Source organism: Rhizobium sp. SG_E_25_P2 (assembly GCF_029892285.1).
Lineage (GTDB): Bacteria > Pseudomonadota > Alphaproteobacteria > Rhizobiales > Rhizobiaceae > Rhizobium_E.
In genome coordinates this window covers 1-21,567 of sequence record NZ_JARXVM010000002.1, presented here as the reverse complement: position 1 = coordinate 21,567, position 21,567 = coordinate 1, and the positions used below count along the sequence as shown (strand labels likewise).

The 21,567-nt window shown below is 60.3% G+C and carries 16 protein-coding genes and 1 tRNA gene; 10 read left to right on the top strand and 7 right to left on the bottom strand.

Features of this window, described 5'->3' with window-relative positions; translation table 11 throughout:
• Positions 1-114: 114 nt before the first annotated feature.
• From M2360_RS04020 to M2360_RS03995, 6 genes are read left to right on the top strand one after another with little or no spacing between them, the layout of a single operon-like run.
• On the top strand, positions 115-2,238 hold the full coding sequence (locus M2360_RS04020) for an SMP-30/gluconolactonase/LRE family protein (RefSeq protein ID WP_280773101.1): 2,124 nt from the start codon (positions 115-117) through the stop codon (positions 2,236-2,238).
• Entirely contained in the window at positions 2,235-3,269 is a 1,035-nt protein-coding gene (locus M2360_RS04015; protein WP_280773100.1) for a hypothetical protein, read from the top strand. The genes M2360_RS04020 and M2360_RS04015 overlap by 4 nt, the downstream gene beginning before the upstream one ends.
• A 14-nt stretch (positions 3,270-3,283) precedes the next feature.
• On the top strand, positions 3,284-4,780 hold the full coding sequence (locus tag M2360_RS04010; protein WP_280773099.1) for a sugar ABC transporter ATP-binding protein: 1,497 nt from the start codon (positions 3,284-3,286) through the stop codon (positions 4,778-4,780).
• Between the two features lie 36 nt (positions 4,781-4,816).
• On the top strand, positions 4,817-5,668 hold the full coding sequence (locus tag M2360_RS04005) for a branched-chain amino acid aminotransferase (RefSeq protein ID WP_280773098.1): 852 nt from the start codon (positions 4,817-4,819) through the stop codon (positions 5,666-5,668).
• A 12-nt stretch (positions 5,669-5,680) separates the two neighbouring features.
• Positions 5,681-6,088 carry a carboxymuconolactone decarboxylase family protein gene (locus M2360_RS04000; protein ID WP_280773097.1) on the top strand — a complete coding sequence of 136 codons (408 nt, stop codon included), beginning with the start codon at positions 5,681-5,683 and terminating at the stop codon, positions 6,086-6,088.
• A 16-nt stretch (positions 6,089-6,104) separates the two neighbouring features.
• Positions 6,105-7,079 carry a quinone oxidoreductase gene (locus M2360_RS03995; RefSeq protein ID WP_280773570.1) on the top strand — a complete coding sequence of 325 codons (975 nt, stop codon included), beginning with the start codon at positions 6,105-6,107 and terminating at the stop codon, positions 7,077-7,079.
• A gap of 332 nt (positions 7,080-7,411) precedes the next feature.
• Here the strand turns inward: M2360_RS03995 and M2360_RS03990 are convergent, their stop codons facing one another.
• Positions 7,412-8,191, bottom strand: coding sequence for an SDR family oxidoreductase (locus M2360_RS03990; RefSeq protein ID WP_280773096.1), 780 nt, complete (start codon positions 8,189-8,191; stop codon positions 7,412-7,414).
• Entirely contained in the window at positions 8,191-8,511 is a 321-nt protein-coding gene (locus M2360_RS03985) for a nuclear transport factor 2 family protein (protein WP_280773095.1), read from the bottom strand. Before M2360_RS03985 ends, M2360_RS03990 begins: the two co-directional genes overlap by 1 nt.
• Positions 8,512-8,769: 258 nt before the next feature.
• On the opposite strand from M2360_RS03985, the gene M2360_RS03980 reads away from it, so the two are divergent.
• Entirely contained in the window at positions 8,770-9,708 is a 939-nt protein-coding gene (locus M2360_RS03980; RefSeq protein WP_280773094.1) for a LysR family transcriptional regulator, read from the top strand.
• Between the two features lie 157 nt (positions 9,709-9,865).
• Here M2360_RS03980 and M2360_RS03975 read toward each other — a convergent pair whose 3' ends face one another.
• The 3 genes from M2360_RS03975 to M2360_RS03965 form a co-directional block, all read right to left on the bottom strand.
• Positions 9,866-9,991, bottom strand: a complete 126-nt coding sequence (locus M2360_RS03975) for a DUF1348 family protein (RefSeq protein WP_280773568.1) — start codon at positions 9,989-9,991, stop codon at positions 9,866-9,868.
• Positions 9,992-10,038: 47 nt separating this feature from the next.
• Positions 10,039-10,662, bottom strand: a complete 624-nt coding sequence (locus tag M2360_RS03970; protein WP_280773093.1) for a pyridoxamine 5'-phosphate oxidase family protein — start codon at positions 10,660-10,662, stop codon at positions 10,039-10,041.
• Between the two features lie 386 nt (positions 10,663-11,048).
• Entirely contained in the window at positions 11,049-12,578 is a 1,530-nt protein-coding gene (locus M2360_RS03965; RefSeq protein WP_280773092.1) for a winged helix-turn-helix domain-containing protein, read from the bottom strand.
• A gap of 609 nt (positions 12,579-13,187) precedes the next feature.
• Here M2360_RS03965 and M2360_RS03960 point away from each other — a divergent pair.
• Complete coding sequence (locus M2360_RS03960; RefSeq protein ID WP_280773091.1) at positions 13,188-16,058, top strand: winged helix-turn-helix domain-containing protein; 2,871 nt, start codon at positions 13,188-13,190, stop codon at positions 16,056-16,058.
• Between the two features lie 66 nt (positions 16,059-16,124).
• Complete coding sequence (locus M2360_RS03955) at positions 16,125-18,971, top strand: winged helix-turn-helix domain-containing protein (protein ID WP_280773090.1); 2,847 nt, start codon at positions 16,125-16,127, stop codon at positions 18,969-18,971.
• Between the two features lie 52 nt (positions 18,972-19,023).
• Here the strand turns inward: M2360_RS03955 and M2360_RS03950 are convergent, their stop codons facing one another.
• Positions 19,024-20,010: an MBL fold metallo-hydrolase gene (locus tag M2360_RS03950; RefSeq protein WP_280773089.1), complete on the bottom strand. Its 987-nt coding sequence runs from the start codon at positions 20,008-20,010 to the stop codon at positions 19,024-19,026.
• Between the two features lie 425 nt (positions 20,011-20,435).
• Here M2360_RS03950 and M2360_RS03945 point away from each other — a divergent pair, with 425 nt between their 5' ends.
• Positions 20,436-20,804, top strand: coding sequence for an isochorismatase family protein (locus tag M2360_RS03945; protein WP_280773088.1), 369 nt, complete (start codon positions 20,436-20,438; stop codon positions 20,802-20,804).
• A 671-nt stretch (positions 20,805-21,475) separates the two neighbouring features.
• Here M2360_RS03945 and M2360_RS03940 read toward each other — a convergent pair.
• A tRNA-Met gene (locus M2360_RS03940) sits at positions 21,476-21,552 on the bottom strand.
• Positions 21,553-21,567: the final 15 nt, after the last annotated feature.

Genomic DNA, 21,567 nt, shown 5'->3' with positions numbered 1-21,567 from the left:
TGCCGCTCTCGCCATGACATCGGGGCGCGCTTTACGGCGCGCCCATCAAACGCTGCGGATGCGCTTTGTCCTTGCGCCGCCCCGCCCGTTTTCACCACAGTTCCGGGTTGATTGATGACTTTTCGCGAACGCCTGCAGTCCTGGCGCTACAATCTCATTCCCGATCATCTGATCGGCGAGATCCTGTCCAAGCGCTGGACCGACAACGCCATTCCCTTCATCGCGCTGATCGCCGTCGTCGTCGGCTTCGGCTCGGCCATTCCCGGCTTCTTCAAGCCGCTGTCGCTGCAGGAATCCACCCGCCAGCTCGGCGAATTCTCGATCGTCGTCACCGGCCTCACCGTCGTCCTGCTCGGCGGCGGCATCGATCTCTCCGTCGGCTCGATCTTTGCGCTCGCCACCTTCGCCGCCGTCGGAACCTTCTTCATCTTCGAGGCGCCCGTTTGGATGGCGCTGGCTGCGGCCATCGCCACAGGCCTGGTCTGCGGTGCGATCAACGGATATCTCATCGGCTTTCTTCGGCTCCGCGCCTTTCTCACCACGCTGGTCACCTTCATCATCGGCCGCACCATCTTCGACATTCTCGTCGTCAATTACGGCGCGGCGATCCAGACCTCGATGGCCTCGTCCGACGCCTGGGATTTCATCGGCGACGGCACATTCGCCGGCCTGTCGATCCCCGTCATCATCGCCATCATCCTTGCCATTATCACCCATATCGCGCTGACCCGGTCGCGTCCCGGCTGGCATGTGCTGGCGGTCGGCGGCTCCAGGCGCTCGGCCCATAATGCCGGTATCAAGGTCAAGCGCACCGTCTTCATGACCTATGTCTTTTCCGGCTTCTGCGCGTCCATCGCCGGCTTCCTGATTGCCTGCCGCCTGTCGGGCGCAGGCCCCGGCACCGGGCTGAACATGGAGATCCTGGCGCTGACGGCCGCCGTGGTCGGCGGCAATTCATTGGGCGGCGGTCGCGGCTCGGTGGTCAAGGGCCTGATGGGCGCCATCATCGTGCTGGTGATGAACAATGGCCTGATCCGCCTCGGCTACGGCACCGGCACCAACCAGATGGTGATCGGCCTGATGCTGGCGGTCGCGGTCACCATCGACATCCGCTGGCTCAAGAACCGCCACAAGGTGCTCAACGAGGTCTATGTCGCGCCCATCTATCTGAAAATGGGCGAGGCGCAGTCGGCGGAGCCCAATTCCGGCACGCCTTATGCGCTGAACAACGCCATTTCCCGCACCGACTATATCGGGCTGGGCGAACTCGAAGGCCCCGAAGACGTCATTCTCGACCGCAATGATCATCTCTATTGCGGCACCCGTCATGGTGAAATCGTCCGCTTTTTCGCTCCCGATTACACACGCTCCGAAGTCTTCGCCCATGTCGGCGGCTTCCCGCTCGGCCTCGCGTTCGACCGTCAGGGCAATCTGCTCAGCTGCGTCGGCGCGATGGGCCTCTATTCCATCTCGCCCGATCGCGAAGTGACGCGGCTATCGGCCGAGACGCGCCGCTCCTGGACCTCGGTGCAGGACGACGCCCGTCTGCGCGACCCCAACGATCTCGACATCGCCCCCGATGGCCGCATCTATTTCACCGATTCCACCAAGCGCTTCGACGCGCATGACTGGGCGCTCGATTCCATCGAGAACCGCGCCACCGGCCGCTTGCTGGTCTACGACCCCAAGACCGGCGAGACCAAAACGCTGCTCGACGGCTATCACTATATGAACGGCGTCTGCATGGCCCATGACGGCAAGAGCCTGTTCTTCGCCGAAAGCTGGGCCTGCCGCGTGCATCGCTATTGGCTGGAAGGTCCCAAAGCCGGCACGGCGGAATGCGTCATCAAGGACATGCCGGGCTACCCCGACAATATCAACCGCGCCTCCGATGGTTCCTACTGGATGGCCTGGCTCGGCATGCGCACGCCGACATTCGACCTGTCGCTGCGCAATCCCGGCTTCCGCAAGCGCATGACGCGCCGCCTGCCGCAGGACGATTGGCTGTTTCCCAACATCAACACCGGCGGCGTGGTGAAATTCGATGATGCCGGCAAGATCATCGGCGCGCTCGGCGATCTCACAGGAGACTCCCACCCGATGGTCACCTCCATGCGCGAGCACAAAGGCTGGCTCTATATCGGCGGCATTCTCAACAACCGCATCGGCCGCTACAAACTCGACGGCGCCAATGAAGCCTGGACCGGTCCGACATCCTATTGGGGAGAGCGGGCATGACCATCTTCGATCCGCTTCTCGATCTCTTCCGCGGCAAGGCCGTCACCGTGCCGCCGCTCGACGGCGCCTTCCGCCCCAATCGCCGGCTTGACGAGGCCGAGAGCATCGCGACCATTGCGTCGCCCGTCGATCTCGCCAGCCATGACGGCCAATTGCTGGCCGCCGCAGGCAATGCGGTTCTTGCTGTCTCTGCGGATGGAGAGGCCCGCGTTTTCGCCGCCTTTCAATCGCCGGTCAGGGCGCTCGCCGTCTCGCCCTCGGGCTCGATCGCCGTCGCGCTCGAAACCGGAGCGATACTCCTCGACGGCAACGTGATCGCCACTGCCAAAGACATCCGCTGCGTCACCGCGCTGAGCTTCACCGCCAGCGGCGAATTGCTGGTCGCCAACGGCTCCGCCCGCCATCGCCCTTCGGACTGGCGCCGCGACCTGATGGAAAAGGGCGCAACGGGCTCCGTTTGGCGTGTGAAGCCCAATGGCGAGAGCACGAAGCTTATCGATGGCCTCGGCTGGCCCTCGGGCGTTCTGGAAGACGGCGTCGATGTCGTCGTCTCCGAAGCCTGGACCCGCCGCGTGATCCGTATCAGCGCCAGCGGCGCAACAAAAACCCTGATGTCGAACATCCCCGGCTATCCCGGCCGTCTCTCCCGCATCGACGACGATGCGCTTCTGTCGATCTTTGCGCCGGTCAACCGCCTCATCGAATTCGTGCTGCAGGAAGACCAGTATCGCCAGGCGATGATGGAGGAGATCGCGCCGGAATTCTGGATCGCGCCGTCGCTCGCCTCCGGCCGTTCCTTCCTCGAGCCGCTGCAATGCGGGGGCATCAAGACCATGGGCATCCACAAACCCTGGTCGCCAAGCCGCTCCTACGGGCTCATCGCCCGGCTCGACCGGGATTTCCAGCCCATCGCCAGCTATCACAGCCGCGCCGACGGCAAGCGCCACGGCATTGTCGCCGCCTTGTCGCTGAACGGCAGGATCCATGCGGCCTCGGCGGGCGGGGATGAAATCCTCGCTCTGGCATTGTGAGCGGAGAAGACATCATGGATACGATCATCCGGCTCGAAAACATCTACAAACTCTATCGCGGCGTGCCGGCGGTGAAGAATGTCACCTTCGAGCTCAAGCGCGGCGAGATCCATGCTTTGCTCGGCGAAAACGGCGCAGGCAAGTCGACGCTCACCAAGATGATCGCCGGCGTCGTCGAGCCCTCATCCGGCAAACTGTTCCACAAGGGCGTCGAGACGATCTATGCCACGCCCAATGACGCGCTCGAAGCCGGCATCGCCATGGTGTTTCAGGAGACCTCGCTGGTGGGCTCGATGACGGTGGCGCAGAACCTCTATCTCGGCTCGGAGAAATTCCTCAACCGCCTGCGCGGCATCTATATCTCCGCCCAGCAATTCCTGCAGTCGCTGAATTTCTCCGTCGATCCCACCGCCATGGTCGAGACGCTCGGCGCCGCCAAGAAGCAGATGGTCGAGATCGCCCGCGCCGTGCATCACAACGCCGAAGTCATCATCTTCGACGAGCCGACTGCGACGTTGACCCCGGAGGAAAAGCGCCATTTCTTTGCGCTCATCCGGCGGCTCAAGGCGCGCGGCGTCTCCATCGTCTTCATCAGCCATGCGCTGGAAGAGGCGCTGATGCTGTCGGACCGCATCACCATCCTGCGCGACGGCGAACTCGTCGCTTCAGGCGAAACGAAAGACTTCGACCGCGACAAGATCATCGCCGCCATGGTCGGCCGCACCCTGTCGGCCGAACTCTATCGCCAGCGCGACGAGAGCAAGATCCGCAAGGCCGGCAAGAAGGTGCTGTCCGTCCAGGACATCTCCATGGGCGCCGCGGTGCGCAACAACTCGTTCTCGATCTTCCAGGGCCAGATCACCGGCGTCTTTGGCCTGATCGGCTCGGGCCGCACCGAAACCTTCAAGATCGTCTCCGGCATCTACAAGCGCGATTTCCTGCGCGGCGGCTCGATCGAACTCAATGACAGGCCCGTCCGCTATGTCGTGCCGCGCCAGGCGGTGAAGGACGGCATCGTCTATGTCACCGAGGACCGCAAATCCGAAGGCTTCTTCGAAACCATGTCGATCGCCGAAAACATGTTCGGCGGCCTGCTCGCCGCCGACCGCGAAAAGAGCAAGATCATCAGCTATGCCGAAATGCAGGCGCTGTCCAAGGACTGGTCGAAGACGCTGAATGTCCGCGCCATCAATGACAATGCCCGCGTCGTCGAACTCTCGGGCGGCAATCAGCAGAAGGTGGTGATCGGCAAGGGCCTGGTGCAGAAGCCGGAGATCGTCATTTTCGACGAACCGACCCGCGGCGTCGATGTCGGCGCGATCGCCGAGATCCACCAGATCATCAACCGGCTCGCCGATGAGGGGCTGGCCGTCGTGGTGATTTCCTCCTACCTTCCGGAAATCCTGAACCTGTCGGACCGCATCCTGGTCTGCCGCCAGGGCCGCATCGTCGAGGAATTTTCGCCGACCGAAGCGACCGAAGAGAAAATCATGTATGCGGCGGTTCACTGAGACACCCGCACAAGAAGACGAAATGAGGAAACAGCCATGAGCACGAAAACCACCTGGACCTATTACAAAGGCGCCTGGCATGAAGGCGATGTCCGCATTCTCGGCGCCGCCTCGCACGCCACCTGGCTCGGCTCGCTGGTGTTTGACGGCGCGCGCCTGTTTGAAGGCGTGTCCCCCGATCTCGACCGCCACTGCGCACGCGTCAACGCCTCCGCGACCGCGCTCGGCCTCAACCCCACGCTCACAGGTTCGGATATCGAGACGCTGACCCGCGAGGGCCTGAAGAAATTCGCCCCCGGCACGGATGTCTATATCCGCCCGATGTATTGGGCCGAGGAGAGCGACGCCGGCACCGTGCCGCCGCTGGCCGACTCCACCGATTTTGCGCTGTGCCTTGAGGAAATCCCGATGGTCGAGCCCAAGGGCTTCACCATCACCACCACCAGCTTCCGCCGCCCGACGCTGGAGGTCATGCCCGTCAACGCCAAGGCCGCCTGCCTCTATCCCAACAATGCCCGCATGATGCGCGAAGCCAAAGCCAAGGGCTTTCACAATGCGCTGGTCACCGACGTGATCGGCAATGTTGCCGAGCTTGCCACCGCCAATGTGTTCATGGCCCGTGGCGGCGAGGTGTTCACCCCGGTTCCGAACGGCACCTTCCTCGATGGCATCACCCGCCAACGCGTCATCAAGCTCCTGCGCGAGGCCGGCGTGACCGTACATGAGAAGACATTGACGGTTCAGGATTTCCGCGAGGCCGACGAGATTTTCTCAAGCGGCAACATGTCCAAGGTCGTGCCGATCGTCGCTTTCGACGACAAACGGCTCGATTTCGGCCCGCTCGCCCGCAAGGCGCGGGCGCTCTATTGGGACTGGGCGCACGCGTAAGGAGCAAGAACCATGGCCACTGTCAAACTTCTGACCGACGCCGACGCCGAGGCGATCCCTGCTGTGAAAGCGGTGTTCGACGACATCCGCACGACCCGCAAGAACGACTTCATCAACAATTTCTGGCGGGCGCTCGCCAATGATCCCCCCAATCTCAAACGGGTGTGGGAAAGCCTGAAATCGGTGATGGCGGTGGAGGGCGCGCTCGACCCGCTGACCCGCGAGATGATCTATATCGCCGTCTCCACCGCCAATAGCTGCCAATATTGCATCCAGTCGCACACGGCGGCCGCCCGCGCCCGCGGCATGACCGACGCCCAGCATGGAGAACTGCTGGCGGTGATCGGGCTGGCGGCGCAGACCAACCATCTGGCGATCGCCATGCAGGTGCCCGCCGATCCCGAATTCGACGTGAAATAACCAGGTCCGGGGGGACATCATGAAAGCGATGCTGGCAGCCGCGCCGGGGGGACCCGACGCGATGGTGTGGAGCGATGTCGAGCTCAGTGCGCCCGGTCCGGGCGAAGTCCGGATCCGCCACCGCGCGATCGGCGTTAACTTCATCGACGTCTACTATCGCAGCGGCCTCTATCCCTGGCCTGAGAAAACACTCATCCCGGGCGCGGAAGCCGCCGGCGTCATCACGGCTGTCGGCCCCGATGTCCACGATGTCGCCATTGGCGACCGCGTCGCCTATGTCTCCCGCTTCGGCGCCTATTGCGAGGAGCGGCTGATCGAGGCCGACCGATGTGTGAAGATCCCCGACGGTCTCAGCGACACGGTTGTCGCCGGCTCGCTCCTCAAAGGGCTGACGGCGCAATATCTCGTCACCTCCTCTTATTGCGTGAAGCCCGGCGACCATATCCTCGTCCACGCCGCCGCTGGCGGCGTCGGCCTGATCTTGGGACAATGGCTGAAGGCGCTCGGCGCGCATGCCATCGGCACGGCAGGCAGCCCAGAGAAAGTCGCGCTCGCCAAAGCGCATGGCTATGAACATGTGATCGACTACCGGCGCGACGATTTCGTCAAAGCGGTCAAGGAGATCACCGGCGGCAAGGGCTGCGCCGCCGTCTATGACAGCGTCGGCGCCGACACCTGGCGCGGTTCGCTGCAATGTTTGAAAAAACGCGGCATGTTCGTGAGCTTCGGCCAATCCTCCGGCATGATCGACGGCTTCAAGCTGTCCGACCTCGCCGCCCATGGCTCGATTTCGGCCAATCGCCCCGTGCTGTTCGATTATGTCGAAGAACGCGACGAACTGCTTGCCCGCTGCGCCGATCTTTTCTCGCGCCTTGTCAGCGGCGCGGTCCGGATCAAAGAGCCCGATCGCCGTCCGCTGTCGGATGCGGCGCAGGCGCATGCGATGCTCGAAGGCCGTCAGACCACCGGGTCGCTGGTTCTCGATGTGTGAAGCCTCGGTGTCTGGGACGACCCTGTTCGCGCAATGGTCGCCATGATGTCATCAGCCTGGCTTATCCAAACGAAGCCATCTCTTTCAGCAGCCTGACCAGCGTCACCAGACAATCGCGTATCGGATATCTGTGGCGTTGCAGGCGGCATTGACGATGACGTTGTCGGGATCTTCACATCCGCAGGGCTTCACCGCACGGGGCTTTTCTCGCGCCGGATCGTCAGCGCCGCACTCCTCCCAATCGTTGATTGTCAACGCCACGACGACAGCCACCGCCTGGCGTAAATGCAGCCCTGTGCGGCGGCCCGGGCGGACGACATCGACGCGCCCGCTCAGGCGGTCGGCACAGTGCCCCCGTCGATGGTGAATTCAGCGCCGGTGATCGACGCCGCCCGATCGGACGCCAGAAAGGCGATCAGATCCGCGACCTCGCCCGGCTTGGCGGGACGACCCAGCGGGATGCCGCCCAGCCCCTCCATGATGATCCTTTTGCCGCCCTCCAGGTCGGAGCCGGCCTGTTTGGCGAGACGTTCGGCGAGATGAATGGAGGCTTCCGTCTCGATCCATCCGGGGGATACTCGAACGACCCTGACGCCCCTCGGCGACACCTCCTTCGAGATCGCCTTGCTGTAGGTGGAAAGCGCCGCTTTCGCCGCCGCATAGGCGGTCGTCGATTGGGGTAGCGGCAATACGCTCTGGATGGACGTGACATGGATGACCACGCCATCCCCTCGCTCGACCATATCCGGAATCAGCAGGCGATCCAGCCTGACGGCCGGGAACAGGTTAAGCTCCAATTCCCTGCGCCAGTCGTCATCCGTCAGCGCCGAAAAGCCGCCGCCGGGAGCCGATGACCCGCCAAGCATATGGACGATCACGTCGACGCCGCCGAACCGAGCGCGGGCGGCCTCCGCCACCGCTGCGCATCCATGTTCCGTGGTCAGATCCGCCTCCACGAACATGTCTTCCGGAAGATCGTCCGGGCGTGTCCGCGCCGTCGTCAACACCCACGCGCCAAGGGCGCGAAAGACGCTGACGGTCGCCGCGCCGGTCCCTTTGCTGCCGGCCGTGATCAGGGCGCGCTTGCCTGCGAGGGTCATGAAATCGGCCATCACCGGATCTCCAGCATGGCGATTTTACCGGCCTCAACGGTAAAACTATGGGTGAGCATGACCGGACTGCCCGGAAACTGTCCGCTGACTTTGGCGGCCACATGGAAGACGCCGTCGGCGTCGCGTAGATCGAGCGGTTCGGCGACGAATTGCGAGGCCTGCTTGGCCTCCCTCCACCAGCGGCGGATCTCTTCTTTGCCTTCTCGCCGAACCCGTTCATCGTCGACAATGGCGGTGTCGGTGAAGGTTTCGACCAATGCGTCGGCGTCATTGCGGCGGTCGGCCTCGAAATAGGCGGCCAGGATGGGCGGCAGGTTCATGATGATCTCCAATCTTGCGGTGTCTTGCAGACAGATAGACCATCGGCGATATATCAATAAGTGGGATGAATCGGCATCCAGACATGAAGAGATCGGGACAATGCAGTTTGGCCAGGAATCATCGACACGCCCTCATGTGGCCGGATCCCTTGTGTCGTCCGGCGAGGAGAAAACCGCAGAGCGACGCCGAGGGCATCGGTCACGGATTTCGACGGCCGCCGGCATGCCGTTTACAAGCCATCGCGTGAGTCCCAATCGATGATCCCCGGTATCGCCTCTCTGCGAGAACTCGACGCCGTCATCGCCATCGCGCGTCGCGGCACTTTCCGCGCGGCGGCCATCGAGATCGGCACATCCACCACCGCGCTCAGTCATATGATCGCCAAGCTCGAGGCCAATCTCGGGGTAAGGCTGTTCAACAGGACCACGCGCAGCGTCGCCCTGACTGACGCGGGCCAGCAATTTGTCCAGCGCGTCGCTCCCTCGCTTCAGGATATATACGGCGCATTGGAGGCGGTGCGCGCACAGCGCGCCACGCCGATGGGCACAATACGCATCAACGCCGCGCCCTTCGCCGCCCGCGCCATCCTCGCGCCGCTCGTGCTCGAGTTTATCGAGCGTTACCCCGACATGAATGTCGATCTGGTCACCGAGGGAAAAATGGTCGATATCGTCAGAGACGGGTTCGATCTCGGGGTCAGGGCGGCCAATCTGGTCCCGAGCGACATGATTTCGGTGTCGCTTGGCCGGCCGCTCAGACATGCCGTCGTCTGTTCGCCCGGTTATCTCGGCCAGCACGGCGCGCCAGCGGCGCCGGCGGATCTCGTCGGGCACAAATGCATTCGCGTGCGGCTGCCCGACGGCTCTTTGTATCCATGGCGTTTCGAGCACAATGGCGAGCCGCTTCACATCGACGTCAAGGGGCAGATCACGCTGGACGAAACCAGTCTCGTCAGGACCGCAGTGCTGCAAGGCGCGGGCATAGGCTATGTTATCGAACAGGATATTCTGGCCGATATCGAGGCGGGAACGGTGGTCCGCCTGCTCGGCGACTGGACACCTGTTTATGCCGGTCTCTGCTTCTATTATCCCGGTCGGCGGCATCTCACCGCTGGCATGAAGGCATTTCTGGACATGGCGCGCGCGCTGGCGAAACGCACCCTCGATCCCCGCTCAACCGGTCTTTCCACTGCGTGACCGCTTTGGCGGGACGCGCCGAATTTGTGGACCCGTTAGACGAAGCCAACGCGAGCGCCTTGGCCTAGCAAGCCTGTTCTCGGAACGCAGAACCGCCCAAGAACTGTTTCACTGGGCGGTTTGTTTAAATTATTTGGATACGGTGCGCGATGATGGCTCAAAGTACGTTGATGAGCCGGCGCCCCCGCTCTTTCGCCCATTTGCGCTCCAAAAACTCTTGTGCTCGGGCGCACCCACACGGAAATTCGCTGCGGTTGCGCCAGATCGTGGCCTCGGTTCGGATGGAAAGAATGAAACAGCGCCCCGGTGAAAAACCCGCAATTCGCGCGATCAGGACGGGTGGGATACGGCCTCCGATGCTGCCGCGCTGCGTAGGGCGGCGAGTTCAGCCTCCAGTTTTGCAATTTTGTCGTCGCGAGCGGCAATGGCAGTCTCGACATCTTCGGCAAAGAACATCTGCGGAATGTGTTGCGGACAGTTGGCGTCCCAGGCTTCGACGTCAAATGCAATGACTTGCTCTATAGCAGCACGGTAATTGGCAGGTTTCAGGCTGGCCTCGAGCTCGGCATTCCCCTCGATCACCTGGGCCGCGCCCCAAATCTTGATCCGGAGCCGGTGCGCATAGTCCATCAAGAAAATGAACGACAATGGGTTCTCGGCCAGATTGCCGGTTGTGATGAATTGGCGATTGCCCTTGAAATCGGCGAATATCAAACGCGTCTGGTTGACCACGTGCAGAAACCCAGGGGGACCGCCGCGATGTTGAATATAGGGCTGGCCACCGGCGCTTGCGGTGGCAAGGTAAAAGCTGCGGACCGTCCCAATCAGACGGGCCAAGTGGTCATCGACATGCTTTCCCATGCTCATGCCCTCATACATGCCGCGTGACCCTTTGCGGGCCTGTGCGGCTTTGACCGACGGGGTAAAGGCGGCGTCGACAGGGCGTTTCTGCATGGGAATACCTTTCCATCAGAGGTCGATGAGCGTTGTGACCTCCTTGACGCTGCCGGAAGGTCACCATCCCTGGGGCATCGCTCATTTCCAGACTAGCTGAAACCCGGCAAACCAGCAGTTAAACAACGTGAATTCCCGTAAAGGCAATGCCGGCCACGACCGAAGGAGATCGCCACATACAGCAGCACCGCATCCCCGGCGGCCGGGCGAAAGTCACTGACGACGCCCTTCCTCAAACGGGAAGCTCACTGAGGAAAGCACATCATGAGCGCGCGATATCAGTGAGGGAACGAATATAGGTTGGATCCGAACCCTGTGCGCGGCGTGGGGGCGACACAAGGACATTGCGATCGACAGGCGCCCTCCCGCGAACGGCCTTTCCCGCCCTAGGGGGCGACGCTCGCTCTGGCCGCGTCTTCCCTCAATCCGCCTTCACCAAAGCCGGATATTGAATTTACCCGGCGCTCGTAAGCAGCGTGCCGTTTGTCAATGCATCCGCGCTCCCCGGAACTCGTGAGTTTGTTGGCTGCATACATCCTGGTAATTCCAGGAAGCTTGAAGAGAGCAGGGCCCCTCTCCGCCTGGAAAACCAGCAGGAACTTGTCCACGAGATTTCCAACCGCACCGATGAGCTGAACGTCTTCAATCCCGTCTCCGCCCGCGACCGCCAGAGCTGCATCCAACGAGAATTCGCAGGTGAATATGGACAGACGCCGCAGAGCGATCTGGTCAGTCTCGGACAGGCAGGCATAGCTCCAGTCCAGCATTGACTGTACGTTCTGCTGCCTCAACGGCGCATATCGGCTTCCGCGCCAGCACATCGCCATCTGGTTGTCGAGCAGTTCCGACACTCTTTCGAGTCCATAAGCGCCCGTCCGGCTGGCGACAAGTTCGATGGCGAGCGGGTTGCCGTCCAGCCTTCGACAAAGCGCCGCAATCAGGTCGGCTCGCTCGTCGTCGATTTCGTCCTGATACCCACCATCAATAGCTCGATCTATGAACAGCCGCACGGCCGGCCAGGTTCGCGTCTGGAGAGCCGACAGACTGCTTGCCGGGGGCGGAACGGCCAGCGGCTTTAAAAGATATACAGTCTCCCCTGGCAACCGGAAGGCCTCTCTGCTTGTCGCAACGATATGCAGCTTGGGTGCTTTCTGCAGCAGGGGACCGATGAGTTGCGCCACCTCATCGAGCAAGTGCTCGCAATTGTCGACGATCAACAGGGTGAGACATGAATGGGATTTATCGACGAGCCGGCTTCGTATGTCAGGTTCCGCTTCAAGGCCCATAGCGACGGCAATCCGCTGCAGGATCATCTCGCTGGTTTCGGCCAAACTCAGATCGACGAAGTGCACGCGATCAAACTGTTTCAATTCCTGCGCAGCCAGAACGACCAGCGTCGTCTTGCCGACGCCTCCCGCACCCACCACAGTCACGAACCGTCGCTCGCCGATCATCTGGACGAGTTCGACAAGGTTTTCTTCCCGACCAATTGGTTTCGCCAACCGAGCGGGCAAAGCCGGTCCGTATGGGGGCATGTCTTGAACGCGGGGCGGCGCAGTCGAGGAGTCCTCATCGTCAACCATCTCGCGCCACTCGGCAGATGCGACAAAACTGTATCCTCGCCCAGCGACACTCACCACATATCGTTCGCCGTTTTCACCGCAGTGAATTTCTCGACGCAAATGGGCAATTTGCACGCGGACATTGGAATCCTCGACAGTGAGCCCAGGCCAGGCGAAATTCATCAGCTCTCTGCGTGAAACCACTTCGCCTTGACGCTCGACAAGCGCCACAAGCATGTCGAACGCCCGACTTCCAATTTGCACTGTCAGCCCATCTCGCGTCAAAATTCGCGCGACCGGATAAAGACGATGCGGCCCGAACGCGAAAAAACTGGCTCTCGGATTGTCTCCCATTGAATTCACCCATGATCTGGCCAGTCGCCTCAAAGCGGAGGCTCAGGATTCTCCTGTTGCGATCAAACCCTACGCAACGACGTCACGGCGGACCGGTTAATTCCGGTAAATAGTCAGAGTTTCGCGGTAGGAACAGCAGCAACACAACCCGTCGTCCACTACCGGTCAGCCGATATCGACGGTGAGAACATCTTCTATTGCGAGGCGGACCCGTCTCATGGCCTGGCGCTCTCCAGCGCCACGGATTTCGCGATCCTCATACATTGTCCGCAATCTGATCACCCAATGGCGCCTCTGATCCACGACTTCGTCGATCGCAAAGTTGCAAACTGCGCAGCGAGAGCATCTCTTGCCACACCACAGGAGCACGCAGGGAGGCAAGGATTGGAACAATTGCCAACGCCCTCAACACACCCTTTAACTTCCGTTGGGTCCGATACCGATATGGCCGACTCTAGGTATGACTCTGCTAGTTGTATGGCGCCGGACGCGGCGTCAAAACTCGAACACGCATTTTCGCGACCTTACCCAAATTTACCATTTTTTACCTGAGCCGAACTTCGATATAGTTTCGCCAATTCCAGGAATAGATGGATGAGGGAGAGTGGCTTGGCGACGTACCCATCCGAACAGATCCAGCGCGCATACGCCTTTGGCCCGTTTGTTCTCGTTCCGGAACGGCAACAGCTCATGGAGGGCGAAACGCCCGTCCGGATTGGCGGACGGGCGCTCGACATCTTGACCTTGCTCGTCGAGCGCCCCGGTGAAGTCGTGGAGAAGCGAGATCTGCTGGCGCGGGTCTGGCCCGGAATGTCCGTTGACGACGCCAATCTGAAAGTCAACATGGGCATCGTGAGGCGTGCGCTTGGAGAAAGCGCTCCGCCGAAATATATCGCGACGGTCGTTGGGCGAGGATATCGTTTCATCGCACCGGTTTTGGCCAACCGGCTTGGCGATGCTGTTGATCGCAGCGATGCGGGTGAGACGCCGGCCGAACAGAGCCATAACCTGCCGATCGGCGCGACACAGGTCTTGGGTAGGACAGACTCCATCGGATCCATGCTGGACGACCTGGAAAACGCCCGCCTTGTCTCGATTGTCGGCATGGGGGGCGTCGGCAAAACGACCGTCGCGCTTGCCGCTGCGGAAAAGGCCATAGGGCTGTTTGCCGATGGCGTTTGGCTTGTCGATCTCGCCACACTCAAAGAGCCGTCGCTGGTGCCGAACGCGATTGCAACGGCGATCGGGTTGAATGCGCATTCCGCCAACATGACAGCAGCCCTCTGCGCATTTCTGCAGGACAGGGACATGCTGTTGCTGATGGACAATTGCGAACACCTTATCGATTCGGTTGCAATTTGCGTTCAACGAATTCTGACCAGCGCACGGAAAGTAAAAATCCTGGCTACATCCAGGGAGCCATTATGTGTCAGGGGCGAACGGGTGCGCCGTCTGTCAGGCTTGGAGACGCCGCCGGCATCAATCGTCACAACGGCGGGCGAGGCCCTCGCCTTTCCAGCCGTCCGGTTGTTCGTCGCGCGCGCGACAGATCGCAACCCGGAATTCACCTTGAATGATGTCGACGCTCTCAAGGTCGGCGCGATATGTCGCAAGCTCGACGGTGTTGCACTGGCCATCGAACTTGCCGCGGCGCGGACAGATGCGTTCAGCATCCCCGAATTGCTCGAGCGGCTCGACGATCGCTTCCGTTTGCTACAGGGTCGTCGGGCGGGTCCCGAACGGCATCGAACCTTGGCCGCGATGATTGACTGGAGCTACGAACTCCTGTCCGACAGCGAACAGACGACCATGCGTCGCCTCTCGATTTTTGCAGGATCTTTCAGTCTGGCCGCAGCGTGCGCCGTCGCCGCAGATGAAACGATCGATCCCAGGCATGTGGTCGACGACCTCGCAAGCCTGGTGTCCAAATCCCTTGTCGCCGTCGATGCGCTGGATGTCGAGATAGACTACAGGATGCTGGATACGACACGCGCTTACGCTTTTGCCAAACTGTCGGCGAGCAGGGAGTTGGAGTCTATTCGTCGTCGTCAGGCTGAATACGCATTTGAGATTGTAGATCGAGCCAAAGAAGACAGCGCCACTTTGGCAAATTCTGCCTGGCTGAAGCGCTATGGCTCGAAAATCGACGATATTCGCAATGCTCAGGCCTTCAGTCTTTCCGGACGGGGGAATCCGGCGTTGGGCGTGAGGCTGACCGTTGCTGCGATTTCCTACTGGGAAAAGTTGTCGCTGCTTGAAGAAAACAGGATGGCCGTCGAACGCGCCCTTGATGACGCCTTCTTGATGCATCGAACCAGGCGCGACGACCTTCTTCTTATCCTCGCGCAGGCGGCGGCCAAACTGTTCACACGCGGCCCCTTGCCCGAAGTCCGGCTGCTTTTCTCCAAAGCGTTAGAAATCGCTGAAACTCTAGGAGATGTTGACCTTCAGCTGGAATGTTTGAGAGGTCTTTCCCAATATGATTTATGGGCAGGAGACTCCCGATCATCGCTGGCAATCGCAAACCGAGTGCGGGAGCTTGCGGCGGCGAAGAAGGAAGGACGCGCCGCAACGAATGCGGACGGGCAAACGGGCAGCGCCCTCCACTCGCTTGGCGATCTGGCAGCGGCGCGACGACACCTTGAAAGTTTCCTCGACACGGCTCCATTTTCAGCGCTCCGCACGGATGTGTCTCGGTTCGAATTCGACCAGCGGCTAGAGGCGCGCGGATCGCTGGCCATGGTTCTCTGGCTGCAAGGATTCTCGGACCAGGCCCTTGCCATGGCCCGGCGCCAGCGTGACGAAGCAGAAGTCGCAAATTTTGCGATGCCGCGATGCGCAGCGATCCTGCTCACGTCGGTGTGCGTCGAACTTTACGTGGGGAACTTTGAGGAAACCGAGCGCCAACTCGACTTTGCCGAGGAATACGCGGCTGAACATCAATTGACTTTATGGAACACGGTTGCAGCCTGCATGCGGGTAAAACTGCATATTGACATGGGGCGCCCTGTCGATCTGGAGTCCTACGGACGTATCCTGGCGGAAATTCGCAACGGCGGCCTCGGACTACGATATCCGCCTTTCCTGGCCAATTACGGTCACCTGCTCTCCTTGCGCGGCGACTTGGACGGAGCGCTGAGATGCATCGATGACGCGATAGCGCTTTATGCTCGCAGCGGACAGGATTGGGGAATTCCCGAAATGCTCACGATGCGAGGGAACTTTATTCGAGCTGGAGAGAGCAAAGGGTATTTGGAGGCCGCTGCTGATTGCTACAGCCGATCCATCGAGATGGCGCGACGGCACGGGTCGCTCACCTGGCAGCTCCGCGCGGCAATCCAACTGGTTGATCTCTGGCGCAACAAGGGGGGCAGTGATGAGGCGGAGAGCATTTTGTCGAGCACCTACCGTCAGTTTTCCGAGGGTCTATGGACCTCCGATTTGCGTCGCGCCGCAACTCTCCTGCAAATCATAGCATGAAAACACAATCCGGATATTCCCGTGGTTTTCGCGTCAAGGACGATCTCCACTCGCATGGGAACGGTTATGGAAAGCTTCCAGCATAAAGCGCATACCAGCTACAGCTTCGGACGATTTTCTTTCGTCCCGGAACGTCAGTTGCTGACAGTGGCTGAGGTTCCAGTCCGGATCGGTGGTCGTGCGCTGGATATATTGACCGTGCTCGTCGAACACGCCGGAGACGTGGTGAGCAAGGCTGACCTTTATGCCCGCGTTTGGCCAAGCGTTACGGTCGATGAAAGCAATCTCAAGGTCAACATCGCCTTACTACGTCGCGCCCTGGGCGAGAGCGCTGCAACAGAGCAGTTCATTGAAACCGTTCCCGGGCAAGGCTATCGATTTGTTGCGCCGCTGCACACAGCGACGGCTGGAGCCGCGCTTCCCACACGCATCCGCCACAGTCTGCCACATACGACGACCCACATCATCGGCAGAGCGGACATCATAAGGCGTATATCCCGTGACCTCGACACCTGGAAAATGGTGTCGATCGTCGGACCCGGGGGTATTGGTAAGACGACAGTGGCGATTGCTGTCGCGAACCACGCCAAAGAAGGTTTCCCCGACGGTGTCTGGATGGTCGATTTCGCCCCTCTTAAAGAGCCGAGCCTGGCGCTTGATACGATCGCTCTGGCTTTGGGCATAGAAACATTTGGCGCAGACACTGTGAACGTGCTTCGACGCCATCTGGCAGAGCGCAAACTGTTGCTGGTGCTGGACAATTGCGAGCACCTCGCCCAATCAGCCGCGGACTGCGCAGACATGATCCTGGCAAACGCGCCCCAGGTCAGGCTTATCGTGACCAGCAGGGAACCCCTCGCTCTCGTCGGCGAGCATGTCCGGATACTTCCCGGGCTTGAATATCCTTCAAACGCGGCAGCGATTACCGCAGCGCGCGCAATGGAGTTCCCGGCGATCCAACTCTTCGTCGCGCGCGCGAGAGACCGGCTCGAAACCTTTGACCTCAATGATGTGAGCGCGCCGATTGTTGCCGAGATCTGCCGGAGACTCAGGGGAGTTGCCCTCGCGATAGAACTGGCGGCGATGCGCGTCGATGCTTTCGGCGTCCGTGAAATTCTCAATCAGTTGGACAACCAGTTCCGTCTCCTCAAGGGTCTGCGCGGGGGTCTTGAGCGGCAACGTACTTTGATGGCCACGATCGCCTGGAGCTACGACCTGCTTCCCGCCGGCGAGGCCGCATTTCTTCGCACCCTCTCCGTTTTTGCGGGCAGCTTCAGCATAGATGGGGCATCGGCGATTGCCAATCGGCCTGCCTCCGACAGCTGGCATGCCCTTGAAGAACTCGCGGCCAAGTCGCTGATCGCAGTCGACCCGGACAGTTCTGACTTCCGGTACCGGCTGCTGGAAACGACGCGTCTCTATAGTCTGGAGCGTCTCTGCGAACATGGCGATGAAGCAATTGTTCGACACCGGCACGCCGATTTCATTTGCGCCACTCTTGAAAATGCCGCCCGTGAAGTTCCGCACCGCGCGGCGGACGACTGGGCGGCCGAGTACCGACCATATCTGGATGATCTGCGCGCCGCGTTGGACTGGTGCGAACAGACACAGACAGCGTCTGGCCTGCTCATCAGGTTGACGGCCGCGGGCAACCATCTGTGGAGCCAATTTTCGTCGCCAAGCGAAAGCTCCGGCCGCCTGCTCAAGGCGATTGAGCGATTAGACGATGCCGGAATGACGGGCACGGCGACAGAGATGCATCTGCAGACGTCTTACGCCTATGCGATCATGTTCACGCGCGGTCTGGTGCCCGTTATACCCAAAGCATTGCAACGAGCGTTCGGCATTGCCGTTGGCATCGCCGATACAGAATATCAATTGCGCGCGTTGAGAATGATCGCAGGCTACCAGGTTTTCGTTGGCGAGCACAAAGCCGCAATCGAGAGTTTGAACGCCTTCATTGCAGTCGCGAATGCGAATGACCCGTCGGCGCTGCCCGCTGGACAAACCATGCTGGCGCTTGCCGAAGTGGGGGTCGGACGACTGGAAACGGCCGCCAGGCGCGTTGACGCCTTATGGCGCAACAGTCTGGACGGGGGAAAGAGCCCGCACTACGGACGCTTCGAATTCGATGCAACGTCGGTTGGCATCGTCCTGTCCTGGTCCCAGTGGTTGATGGGCTTGCCCGAAACCGCGTCTGCGACAGCGCGGACAAACCTGGACAAAACGGTGGCCTACGGACAGGAGGTTTCGCTGAGCAACGCCCTTGTTGCCGCCTCCTGCCCGATCGCCTTTTGGAACGGCGACACCGTTCAGTTGGGCCGCTATATAGATGACCTGGAGCTATATATCGCCCGGCATGGCATCGGCACCTGGCGACCGGTTGCGCACATCTTTCGTGGCGCCCACGCGATGTTGTCTAACAGTCTCACGCTTGAGACCATCGACAGCATGTCACGCGCCGTCGAGGAGTTTCAGATGCTGAACCATTGGATCCGGAAGCCCTTTTATCTCGGGATTTTCGCTTCAGCTTTGTACGAAATTGGGCAATTCGCGCGCGCAAAGACAATCATTCGGACTGCTTTCGAGCGCGCTGATATCCAGGATGAAAACTGGTGTGTGCCGGAGTTACTGCGCGTAGAAGCCGCCATTTTCACGGCCGATGGCCAACATGCCGCGGCACAGGCCAATCTTGTAAGAGCGATGGACTTCGCAAACAGTATCGGCGCGCGCTCCTGGACATTAAGGGCGGCAAACGATCTGGCTGCATCGTTGCTGGACCAATCACGGTTCGACGAGACCCGTCGCATGCTTGAACCGATCTACAAACAGTTCAGCGAAGGGTTTGAGTATCGTGATCTCCATCGCGCCCAACACTTGCTGAGCGCGGCAAGGCTGCGGAACAGAGCGTAATGCCAACCGTCGATGATAGGAGCCAATAGGATCCTATCATCGAGACGTGCTGTTATTCCTGCAAGGCCCAGTCTGCGACCTGCCAGCGCATTTCGTTCTGATCGGCCACAACACGGCCGAGCCCGGGGAAGGGCATATGCGTGGCAGCGATGAGCGCCCCTTCGGCGGCGGCGCGGGGGAAAAACCGATCGCGCATCGCTTTGGCGGCGGCAGGATCTTGTTCAAAGAGGAAGAAGACATCGGTCGCGCCAGGATGGACGACCGGAAAAATCATGTCTGAAACCATGATCAGGCTCTGCCCGGCATCCTCGATGCGCACGCCGATGTGGCCAGGCGTATGGCCGGTCAGGTCGACGATCGAAACGCCCGGCATGATCTCGCGCTCTCCGTCAATCGCCTGCAGCCGCGGATACAGGCGAACCACCTCCTCCGCCATCCTGAAGCTGGTCTGCAGATAATCCGGCGCGCCATTGCGCTTGGACGGATCAGTCCAGTGCTTGACGTCGCGACGATCAATGTAAAGTTCCGCCTTCGGGTAGTTGTTCGCGCCGCCCAGGATTAGACCACCCATGTGATCCTGATGCATGTGCGTCACAATGACCGCATCGATCTGGTCGGGTTTGACGCCGAGCGTGGCAAGCGCCTGTGGCAGCTGCCCGGTCTGCCCTATCGAGCCCGCGGCGCCGGCATCGATCAGGAGTCGGCGTTCCCCGTCCTCAACGAGATACTGATTGAAGAGAAACCGAACGCCACTCTGCCGGGCGGTAAACTGCGCGACCGCCGCCTTCTCGACGTCGGCCGCACTGCGCCCTGGAAAGTAATCATAGGGCATATCGGCATATCCATCCGTCAACGCCGTTACCGTGAAACGACCGATGCGGATCTGCGCAAGGGGCGTAACGCTTGCGGGCAACTTAGCGCTTTCCTGCGCCGCAGCCGGCGCAGTCGCGCGTCCAATGATCGCCGCTCCGAAAAGGCTGCCTCCGAGGAGGCCCATAGGCAGGGCGCCGGCAAAGGCGCGACGTGAAAGTTTAGGCATGATAGTCTCCTTCCGATAGGTGTCAGGTCAATGACGCAGGGTCATTGGGAATGGACTTGAACATAACATCGCCGAGCCGATTGACTTCCTATTGATATTTCTCGCTTATTCCTATTTTGCATAATTGTATTTAATAATATTCATGTAACCAGAACTCAGGAAATTATACTTCATGTGACATCATACATTTTTTCGCCAATGATATTTTATGTTTGTGATAAATAACTTCAATACCAATCTTCAAGGCTTATTTTGACTTGGTCGATAATCATATGATGGACAACAAGCGAAGTATTCGCGAGTTAATCTCAGTAAAGTTGCGTGAACCCCGGTGAAAAGGAAACTCCATCCCAATTTTCGAAGTCGAATAGGACATATCGTGATCACGGCGGATTTCGGAGCCATCTGGAAGCAACGGCCCTCTGATGCCCGAAATATATGAGTTTGCACCGCACGCCGTTTACGTCGCGCGCAAGGGAGAAGGAAACGCCTGGGACAATGACGATGTCGTTGCGGTGGTCCGCTCTACCGGCCGCAAGACGCTGGTCATGGCCGGCGTCTGGACCAGCGTCTGCGTCATGTGCCCGACGCTCGACGCGCGGGCGGCGGGATACGATGTCTATGCGATGATCGATGCGTCTGGTGATCCCAGTGAAATGGCGTCGCGGGTTACGCTTGCTCGATTTGTCCAGGGCGGGGTCAAACCGACCTCGACAAATTCACTTCTGTCAGAACTCCACAGGACTTGGGCCCGCCCGGAAGCCGCCCAGGGGCGCCGAACTAGGCTGCGGTGATGGAGACCTATCAGCGCGCCCAGGTGGCAGCGCGGAATGCAGGCTGACCGGTCCTGGTCTGGGCGATGCGGATAGTCGCCCTCGCCCAGAAAGTTCAGCGATCCCATCGGGAAACCCCGAACTTTGCCGACCGGCGGCGATGATCGTCGCACGCATCGGTCAAACCTCCGAAAAACTGTAGGCAGGGGACCGAATGCCAGATCTCGCGATCTTTCGGATTGGCGCCTTACGTTTTAAGTCTCTGGTTTGTTGGGATGTCGCCGTCCCGGAACCTACGACGACTTTTGGGCGGCCTGCTTTAGTGAAGGACGCGGTGATCGACGGTCATGGCGTCCGAGAATAACCTGAGGACAGGGCAGTCCGCCAGCGCCCGAACCGCCTTGGTTATTGCGGCGTGATCCCACCCCGTCATAACGGGCGAGACAAACCGAGCCCTCGAAGCGTCGTGCGAATTCGGATCAGTGTTGTTCTTGTCATGCATCATGAGCGCCTCGGTATCGCTGGGAAACGCTGCAGGGAAGCCGGTGTTTCCGGCTATCCCTGGATTATTGAATCCGTGGCCATTCTAATCACTAATTTTGTCTTAACGGTGAGGTCTGGCTGCCCGCTGCGGTTTTTTGAACGCAAAAACGCCCAGTGATTTTATCACTGGGCGTTTTAGGAATTGCTTTTGGTTGCGGGGGCAGGATTTGAACCTGCGGCCTTCAGGTTATGAGCCTGACGAGCTACCGGGCTGCTCCACCCCGCGTTACCAGATTTTTGC